This is a genomic window from Ruegeria atlantica (genome assembly GCF_947495585.1).
Lineage (GTDB): Bacteria > Pseudomonadota > Alphaproteobacteria > Rhodobacterales > Rhodobacteraceae > Ruegeria > Ruegeria atlantica_G.
In genome coordinates this window covers 54,989-65,540 of the sequence record NZ_CANLZK010000017.1, presented here as the reverse complement: position 1 = coordinate 65,540, position 10,552 = coordinate 54,989, and the positions used below count along the sequence as shown (strand labels likewise).

The window sequence follows — 10,552 nt, the reverse complement described above, 5'->3', positions numbered from 1 at the left end:
AACCGGTTGTACTGGATCATTATATGACGGTTGGCACGATTGAGATCGTCGTCAACGGCAACGCCAGCCTGACAATTGAAAACGTAATCGGTTTCCAAACGACCGGGGCCAATGGTGGTATTGTAACGATTGCGCCTTCTATCTCAGTGCCATTTGCTCTGGAATTCGAAGATGGATTCCTTGATTGGCCGTCTTCGGTCTCCGATGCAAGCAACGGAAATCTAACATTCGAAAACAGTCCGCTGAGCGGCACTGCTTTTGCCGCCTTGGGTGCATTGGAAGAGGAACGCTCCGTACCAACTGAGACCATCGCCGGCGATATGGATGTTGCCAATGAGCTCTACGGGTCCATTGAAAACGAAGTTCTTGTTGGCGGTAATCTGGACGACGCGCTATTTGGCGGCAGTGCAGCCGATATCCTCATCGGAGGAGAAGGTGGCGACCATTTGGATGGCGGGTCTGGCAAAGACACCGCGTCCTACGCAAACGCCGCATCGGGTGTTCGCGTCAGCGTGACTGGAACCTTGGTCGACGCATCCGGAGAGGAGGTTGGGGACACGCTGATCTCCATTGAGAACCTTATCGGTTCCGATTTTGACGATGTCCTTTACGGCAACGAAGCGGATAACGTGCTGTGGGGTGGGGCAGGGAATGATCGGCTGAGAGACGGCCTGTGGAATGATTATCAACTTGGTTGGCACAATCATCCGATGACATTCGATGACAGACGCAACGAACTCTACGGCGGTGACGGAGACGACGAGATACTTGCCACATTCGGCAACAATATTCTGGATGGTGGCGCAGGTAACGACATACTGACAACCTACATTGGCTACGATCTCCTCTATGGAGGGGATGGGGATGACCTTCTGGTTAACGTGGGTTTTGAATGGGAACCTGACTTCGAACCCAATGTTTATGAGTCAGGTAACGGTATTTACGACGGCGGTGCTGGAACAGATACCTTTGAAACTCAATCCAGAATGGACGCGTTCGTTGACCTGGCGGGTGGTCAAGCTGTTTGGGAGGAATCCGGGGATTCCGTGCAATTGATTTCCATCGAAAATGTGACGGGTTTCTACGGAGATGACACTATTTTTGGGAACGATGTCGACAATATCCTGAATGGCTTTTACGGCGATGACGTTCTTGTCGGCGGCGGGGGCAATGACACACTTATTGGTGATCATGGTGACGACGTGCTTCGTGGCGGCGAAGGCAATGACATACTCATTGGTGGAGATGGTGACGACCGTCTGTTTGGCGGAGCCGGAATAGATACCGTCAAAATCAGTGCGCTCAGTACCATGATGACCTACGACGTTGTTGATGGCGGGATAAGAGCGACAATCGCAGAGGGTCACCCAGACCCGAACTTCAATTCGGACTACGGCTCCTTTGTTATCTATGACGATGTGGAGTTCATCGAATTTGCTGATGTCACCCTGACTTATGCAGAGGTAGCAGGCCCGCTTCTGACAGAGTTCGAGGTCATTGATGACTTTATCCAGACAGACGAAGGTGGCTCGACTGTCATTGATGTTACAGAAAATGATCTAGAGCTGAATGGCGATCCAATTTCCGTGGTGTCGGTTGGCGGAACGACCATGTCCCCTGGAACAGTGATCCGACTGGACTCGGGTGCAACGTTGACGATGTTGCCGGACGGCACTTTGGAATTTGACCAGGGCGGAGCCTATGCTTGGCTGGACGCCGGTCAGACTGCAATTGAGACTGTAACCTATACCGCAACGGATTCCTCAGGGGTGGAAAAGGCAGGGTCTATTACCCTTGTGGTCGAAGGCGCAGACAGCAACCCCAATTCTGCCCATCTGGACCGAAACGCGTTCATTGCCAGCACTGATCCAGACAAAGCGTCCAAAAACAGTATCGCAAACTTTAACATTGCTGCCTCTATCCTGGTCGTTGATGAGGTTTTCGTTGACCCGAACAACCCACCTGCGGGCGTCACCATCGAAGAAATCAATGGCGACACCTATGTGATGTTTGGAGGCGACGATGCCATTGTCCTGGAAGACGTTTCTCTGGACGCGTGGAAGCATGTCGCAGCGAATCCGACGGTGACTGGAACAGACGATAACGATGTACTTATTGGAGACGCCGGGAATAACTCTCTGTATGGCCGTGAAGGCGATGACTACGTTTTGGGCGGTGCTGGCGACGATAATCTTCATGGCTCCGAAGGAAATGACGAACTCATCGGCGGATCAGGAAATGACCAGATCTTTGGCGATGACGGTGACGACATCCTCGTGGGAGGGGATGGTGACGATTACTTCAGAGGTGGGCTTGGACAGGACAAATATGATGGTGGAGATGGTGTAGATACGGTTGATTTGCAGGACGACATTGCTTCCCTCAACGGGCCCGGCGTCTACGTCGACCTCAATGAAGGTATCGTCCAATGGCTGAACAATCAGAATGGCGTAGAGCAACTCGTCAGTATCGAGAATGTTTATGGAACCCGCGGTGATGACATCCTCATCGGTGACGATGGAAACAATCGCATTGATGGGGTCAGTGGAAATGACATTCTTCGTGGTGGCGCGGGAGACGATACTCTGACCGATGCCTATGGTGACAACCAGCTTTATGGTGGTACTGGGGACGATGTTCTGCTTGTAACGGGCAACGGTTCCAACCAGCTCTTTGGTGAAGACGGCAACGACACTCTCACTGGCGGCGATGGTTTCGACAGCCTTGCTGGTGGAGCGGGTAACGATCTTCTGAAAGGCCGCGGAGGTGACGACACTTATCTGATTGATCTGGGTGATACGAACGACATAATTCATGAGGGAAATGGCAATTCCTTCGGTGATCGGATCGTCTTTGGGGTGGGCATCACATCCCAAATGATTGATCTTTCTGTATCTGATGCTGATGCTGATGGATTCGACAACATCGTCCTGTCCATCGCAGGAACAAGCCAAACTGTTACGATAGAGGATACCTTCTACGCCACTGACGCTACTAATCTGGCTGTGGAGTTCCTAGAATTTGCTGACGGAACAGTAGTCGACCTCGGCGCGCTTTATTCTAGCACACGCTATGGAGGGACGGCCGGAAACGACAACTATACAGGCACCGGTCTAAGTGAGACTATGCACGGTTTAGGCGGTAACGACAGCCTATCCGGCGGTTTCGGAAACGATACTCTGTATGGCGGCGACGGCAATGATACACTTTTGGGGGAAGATGGCGATGACCATTTAATTGGTGGAAGCGGTAATGAGTCCCTGCAAGGAGGCGAGGGCAACGACCGGTATTACATCGAACTGGGAGACGGTGAAGATTTTATTTGGGATTTGAACGGTGCCGATGACCGCGTAGTCTTCGGAGCGGGTATCACTCAGGACATGCTGGAACTGTCCGTTTCAGACTCAGATGGCGACGGAGCCAACAATATTGTCATAGCAATAAGCGGTACAACTCAGACTGTAACTCTGGAGGACATGTTCTATGAGGACTCAAACTTCAACTTAGCAATCGAAACTCTACAGTTTTCTGATGGATCTGTCGTACTGCTGGAAGATTTCTATTCGAGCAAGAACTTCTCTGGCACAGGAGATGACGACACCTATGTCGGAACTGAATTCGATGACATCATGCACGGACAAGACGGAAGCGATACCCTTTCAGGTGGTGTCGGAGATGACTCGATCCACGGAGGCAATGGTAACGATACAATTGATGGTGGCGAAGGCGACGACAACCATTATGGCGGTGACGGCGACGACCTCATTCTAGGCAGTTTGGGTGACGATTTCTTTGATGGAGGTACTGGCAGAGACACCATTGATTTCTCGTATTCGAGTAGCAACTTTAATCTCGATTTGTCACAATCCAACGTTGTTTTCGATAGTGGTTTCACTGAGCAGGTTCTGAATTTTGAGAACATCATAGGCGGTTCGGGCAACAACACTCTCGTTGGTTCTGAGGATAGCAACATACTCCAGGGCCTGGGTGGGGATGACATCTATACCACGGGCGCTGGAAACGACACCATTCGTGTTGAGACCGGATCTGGCGCGGATATTGTCACTGACTTCGACCCCGACAATGACTTGATTGAAATCAATGGTATAGCCCTCGATCCCAACAATGTGCCGGTGGGTGTCACCGTCAACCAGAACGGAAATGATGTCACAATATCGTTTGGGCCTGGTGATACTTTGACGTTGCAAAATGTAGATTTTGCGGCCTGGCAGTCGGCTGCGAATTCTTCGCCAACGATGGATGCCGTCGATGACGCGGCAACACTTACCGAAGACGGTACGATTTTGATTGACGTCCTCGCAAATGACACCGGCGCAGTGAACATATCTTCCATCAGTACGGCTGTGAACGGTTCTGCCAGCATTGAAGATGGTAAGATTCGCTTTACCCCCAGCACCGATTTCCATGGCAGTGAAACCCTGACTTATACGGTTGATGATGGGAATGGTGAGACAGATACAGCGACTGTGACTGTAACCGTATCACCAGAAAATGATGCTCCAACCGCATCCAATGATGTCGCCGACGTTACGGAGGATGGTTCCGTTCTGATTGATGTCTTTGCAAATGACCTTGATGTGGATGGCGATCCACTGACAATCACTGCTGTTGCCGGGTCATTGAACGGTGCAGCCAGTATTGAAAACGGCCAGATCCGATACAATCCCAATGCCGACTTCCATGGCACTGAGACTCTGACTTACTCGGTTGAGGATGGAAACGGTGGAACCGATGCGGGGACAATAAGCGTCACGGTGACGCCGGAAAATGATAACCCGGTCGCATCGAATAATACCGCCAGCGTCGCCGAGGATGGCACGATCCTGATTGATGCACTTGCCAATGACCTTGATGTCGATGGTGACACTTTGACCATCAACAACGTCACAGGAGCATTGAACGGGATAGCCAACATTGAAGATGGCCAGATCCGGTACACACCAAATTCCAATTTTAATGGCATCGAGACACTGACCTATTCAGTAGGTGATGGAAATGGGGGGACTGCAACGGCGACCATCGCCGTGACTGTGACGCCAGAAAACGATACCCCGGAAGCCTTGAACGATGCTGCCAGCTTGGACGAAGATGGTACGGTTCTGATTGATGTACTGGCCAACGACACCGATCCGGACGGTGACGTCTTGACCATTTCCAACGTGACTGGAGCGTCGAGCGGAGTAGCTGTGATCGAAGGTGGTCAGATCCGGTACACGCCGGATTCCGGGTTTAGCGGGACTGACACCGTCAACTATACAATCTCGGATGGAGCAGGTGGTGTCGCTTCAGCGACAGCGGCAATCGACGTCAACCCTGTGCAGACAGGCCCGACCCCATTCGGTGAAGCGGGAAGCATCACTGTATCACAAAGCAGTGCGGATCAATGGCACACCGTCAGCTTCGGAGCAACAATCCTGAACGCAGTTGTCGTTATGGGTCCACTGACATCAAATGATGATGATCCCGCGACAGCCCGTGTTCGCAATGTGACTGACACCAGCTTCGAGTTCCAGATCGACGAGTATGAATACCTCGATGGTGTACATGGCGCTGAGACAATTGGCTGGCTTGCTGTTTCCGAGGGAACGCACACGCTCGCCAACGGATCAACCATTGTTGCGGGGAATGCATCGGTTGGAACCAGCTACACATCAGTGGACTTCGGAACGTCATTGACAGACGCAGTGGTGCTGCACCAAGTCAGCTCAGTCAATGATCCCGATGCGGTTGTCAGTCGTATTCGCAACTCGGATGCCGATGGATTCCAGGCCCGTATTCGGGAGCAGGAACAGGGCACCTCCCACGTCAGCGAAGATCTGAGTTGGATTGCGATTGAAACAGGAAGCGGATCTGGATTTGAAGCAGTACTGTCAGGCGATCAGGTTGGTCATAGTGCCGACGAGTTCCTGTTCTCAGAGACCTTCGCAGATACTCCAGTCATTCTAGGTGACCTTCAAACCCGTGATGGTGGAGATACTTCCGTATTGCGGCTGGATGCAGCGGACCATGATAGCTTGTCGATCTATGTCGATGAGGAACAATCTAAAGACAGCGAGACCAATCACACAAATGAAGTTGCAGGGTGGTTTGCCCTCGAAGACGGGTTCCTAATTTGATTGAGATGGGTTTATCGGACGGACACTTCCACCTGGTGTGTTCGTCCGGTGGAGATGGGTTGGCTTTGATGTCACTGCGCGACACGTAAGCTTTGTCGATGACAATCTCATTTGGTTCTAGAGCTTATCGCGAGCTCAAACTCGATCACCCGTTCTGAAAGCGTTTGAAAGACAATTCGTGGTGGAGGTGGTTTCTCATATGCCTCTACCCAGATGAGAAGTTGGCAGCTAACACCCTTTCCATGTTTCCAGCCCAAAACTCAAAAGGCTTGATTCAAAGCACCAAATGCCGTGAGAATTAGCGAAGGGGAAACTAGACTAAGAATGTGATAACTGCACAGACTATAACTTCGATCTACGATGCGTCGTTCTCTGACAGACAATGGCACCGATCTCTTGACGTTTGCGCGGAGGCGATGGGCGCGAAAGCATCTGCCCTTTATGAGTTTCCGAACATTCGACAAATAAACTTCTCGTTGGAAGCTCTAAGTTCAAATTTTCTCGCCATCCCGGACATGGTTGAACGATACAATAAACTGGTCGAGCCATGTGTTGGATCGAATTTTGACCAAGAAGGGCTGGGGGCCACCCATCAAGCTCCTGCTTTCGAAGTGCTTCTGGATGAAGATATCTGGAAATTGGATGATGACTACCTGAGGCGTCCTGAAGTGGCGCTGGTATTGGATACAGTTGGGACATTGAGACGATCACTGGTCAATCTTTCAGATGACCCAAGTACCTTCCGAGGCGTCGTGTTCATGTACGGAAGAGAGTTCGACGCAGATCTCCCGAAATTCACGCGAAACCTAGGAGCGCAATTGGCGCCCCATTTAGCAAAAGCGTTGGAACTCAACAGGTTTACCGCGGATTTACGACGGAGATACAATGCGGCGCTTTCGGTTCTGGACAAGATAGCAACCGGGATTTTCATATTGCTTGAGAATGGCGAAGTTATCCTCTGCAATCGAGCAGCGAGTGAAACCACCGACGATGGGCAAGCGATAGTACAAAAGTCAGATAATCGTATTTTTTGTCGTTCTTCAGATTCTCATGCCGAACTACTGGACGCAATCAGAAGAGTTAGCATGACTGCTACCGGTGACAATGGTGAAGCGGGGCAGTTTGTCGAAATAGTTCGACCGGGTTCAGACCAACCACTGCTGGCGGTTTTGTCACCATTACGAGACAGCGAATTCGAGCTCGAACGAGATCTAAGTGGCGCGTTGCTGACGCTTATCGATCCCCTCAAACCCATGAAAGTTCAACCCGACGCTATCGCTCGCGCCTATCGGTTTACGAAAGCTGAAACGCGTTTGTGTAGTCTCCTTGTCACGGGCAAAACAACAAATGAATTGTCGGACATGCTTGGTGTTGGTTCGGAAACCGTAAAAACACACCTGAGTTCACTATATGCAAAGAGCGGATGTAGGAATCGTACACAGTTCATTTGGCGACTTTTTCAGTTCGCTCCGCCGATCCTTTGAAATTCAGGCATCGAACACTGATTTGGCTTACCCGTGACCGACCTGAATTACGCAATTTTTCTAAAGGCTTCAGCAATTACTGATGCAGCTAAATGAATGTCGTCGCTGCTGTGTTCTGAGGTGACCGTGCACCTGAGCCTGGCGGAGTTGCGCGATACTACAGGGTAGGGGATGCCCTGAACAAAAACACCATTGTCGATGCAGTACTTTGCCAAAAACCAAGCCCGTTGGTCTGCACCACAAAAGGCAGGTAGGATCGCCGTCTCAGATTGGAGGGTATCAATACCTGCCCTGTTTAAAAGCATTCTCATCAATTCAGCGTTTTCGTGGAGTTGACCAACTCGCTCCGGTTCGCACTCAATGACATCCAGCGCAGCGATTGCTGCGGCCGCGGATTGCGGCGTCATGGCTGCTGAGAAAATGAAGCCTCTTCCCTGATGTTTCAGGAACTCAACTATCTCGGATGACGCACACGCATATCCTCCATTGCTGGGAATTGTCTTGGAGAGCGTCCCCATTTTTATGTCTACTGCGTCTGGCGGAAGATCAAAGTGTTCCTCGATCCCAGTGCCCTTTTCACCGATAACACCCAAAGAGTGTGCTTCATCCACCATGAGAAGCGCGCCGTTTTCCTTACACACTTCGGAAATTTTCGGGAGGTTCAGAATGTCACCATCCATAGAGAACACGCCGTCACAAACAACCAAAACATTTGCATCAACGGGAAGCTGTCTTAGTCGATGATGGAGATGATCAGGATCGTTGTGATTAAACCTGAAAAACCCGGCACCGGATAGTTTACATCCGTCGACAATAGATGCGTGATTAAGCTTGTCGCCGATTACGTAATCCCTTGGCCTCACAAGCCCGGCTATTATTGACAAGTTGGCGGCATAGCCACTTGTGAAGGTGACGCAATCTTGGCTCTTTTTGAAGTTTGCAAGTCGATCCTCAAGTCTTGAGTGTAGGTCGTTGGTGCCTGACAAAAGGCGCACGCCGTGGCTCCCGGTTGAGTGTGAGGCCGTGGACCGACGAACAGCGTCATCTATGTCAGGATGGCCAATCAAACCTAAATAAGAGTAGGAGCTCAAGTTTATTTTCTCGCCGTAATCTCCGAACATAACCCTACCTGGCGCAGATCTTTTGACTTCTTGTGCGAACAAGTAGACACCTACATCCCGCGCCCATTCGAGAGGCCAGATTGTTTCTTTGAGTCTAAACTTTCGATGTTGGAACTTGGCTCTTTCGTTCATTTTAGACTGACCCGATCCCATCCAAAACAGCTGAGCATCTGGGCATGATGATCATGATCCCTGAGATCGAAATCACTTGTTGTGATCGGCTTTCCGCAACCTGGACAAACTCAAAACTCATCAGACACTCACCCAGTTGAAACACAAAACTGCATTTCGCAATTGTACGTGTCGGGAAAACTATTTCTTCCCCCATCCGGGTGAGTTTGGTAAGGTTTATGGCCGAATTGGGGAGGACCGTTCTTCAGAAGGCTTATGACCCATTGATACGGCAAGCTTCACATTTCACCCGGAGTATGATGCACGAAATCAGCGACTTCCGTGTTAATGAAAGGGGGGTCACAGTACAGGCGGTTGGAACTGAAATACGCGCCAGACAAATGCCAGTCGGTTCTTACACTGTGTTTTAGCGAGAACTGAGCTCACGTGGGATTTCACCGTCTCAGGTCGTATATTCAGTCTCTCCGAAATTTCAGGATTGGTGAATGCACTCGCCATTAAAGCGGCTATCCTGCGTTCAGCTATCGTCAATCGATACGCATCACCGATTAGGTTTAGGTCGAGTGTTTCGTAGCGATTACCGTCGATCAATGTCAAAAGACACCCGCTGAGACCTGGTTCCAACTCGTAGTCTGAGTCCCTGAGAGGTGATGCGATTGCATAGAGTGGAGAACCTCGCGAACTAGGCAGTTCCATCGATCTGCTGGTTTCAAGGTTCTTTCCAGACGCGGTGCTACATACTTGCTCGACAGCTAATCGCAGAGCTGAGCTAACATCATCGGATCTACAAACCAGATGACCAGTCGGACCTACCCAAACCCCATCACGCTCTGAAAAAAGATCTGTGGCACGTCGATTTTTTAGGATGACATGCCCTTTCTCTTGGAGAATACAAATCGGAACATCGATCATATCCAACACCGATAGGACAGCTTTGTATTTCATTCTCAATTCGTGCATCGCGCGATGCATTTCCAGGGCTTTGGCAAGATGTGGCGAAAGCAACTCAACACTCTGAATGTCTTGTTGCGGTGGGTTTGAGGCGTGGTTTGTCGGGTACATCACGATCAAACCGGAGTAAGATAGTGGATCTTCCGACAGATTTACAAAGAATCTTCGATAGACTCCGATGCGGTTAATCGTGAATTCGATTTCGGGCCTTCTATTGAATGCGTCATTCAAATCAAAGCAGTCCTGATCCAGAATAGCCCTGAAGCTTCGGCTGGAATGAACGATTTGCGCAGCTTCCAGATCATAGTTTGAGTGATGATCACCGGATATCAACTTGCGATATTCGGCGACATAGGGTTGTTGGGCAAATCTTGTATTGGCCGCTTGGTTAGAGTAGCCAACAGGTCCGCGCTCTCCTCCGTCATACAACAAAGTCGAATGTGCTTGTGTCCCATCCAGAACAGCATCTAAGGCGCCATTCCAGCCGTGTGCGGAATACGCTGCATCATAGATCCTACGTATCTTAGCATCTAACCGGTCGATCAACTCAGCCCCCCGTTGAAGCCCCCTTCGCTATTAGTTTTACATAATTTGGTCGGTTTCAACTTTTTTCACCCGAATGGGGGACGAACGTCAAAGGGAGATTTGGGATAATTGGGCAATGGGTGGATGTCAGTTTTTGGTCCATCTAGCAGAAATTCAAGAACCAGTTTGCATGTTACAAGTG

The 10,552-nt window shown here is 50.3% G+C and carries 4 protein-coding genes; 2 read left to right on the top strand and 2 right to left on the bottom strand.

Annotation, left to right across the window (positions count from 1 at the left end):
• Positions 1-23 precede the first annotated feature (23 nt).
• Both QMP16_RS21040 and QMP16_RS21035 read left to right on the top strand, forming a co-directional pair.
• A complete protein-coding gene (locus tag QMP16_RS21040) occupies positions 24-6,137 on the top strand; it encodes an Ig-like domain-containing protein (protein ID WP_282153987.1) in 6,114 nt (2,037 codons plus the stop codon).
• A 416-nt stretch (positions 6,138-6,553) separates the two neighbouring features.
• Positions 6,554-7,621, top strand: a complete 1,068-nt coding sequence (locus QMP16_RS21035; protein WP_282153986.1) for a helix-turn-helix transcriptional regulator — start codon at positions 6,554-6,556, stop codon at positions 7,619-7,621.
• Between the two features lie 47 nt (positions 7,622-7,668).
• Here QMP16_RS21035 and QMP16_RS21030 read toward each other — a convergent pair whose 3' ends face one another.
• Positions 7,669-8,742 (bottom strand): aminotransferase class I/II-fold pyridoxal phosphate-dependent enzyme, encoded by a 1,074-nt coding sequence (locus QMP16_RS21030; protein WP_282153985.1) that lies wholly within the window; start codon positions 8,740-8,742, stop codon positions 7,669-7,671.
• A gap of 471 nt (positions 8,743-9,213) precedes the next feature.
• Complete coding sequence (locus QMP16_RS21025; RefSeq protein ID WP_282153984.1) at positions 9,214-10,371, bottom strand: helix-turn-helix transcriptional regulator; 1,158 nt, start codon at positions 10,369-10,371, stop codon at positions 9,214-9,216.
• Between the last annotated feature and the right edge of the window lie 181 nt (positions 10,372-10,552).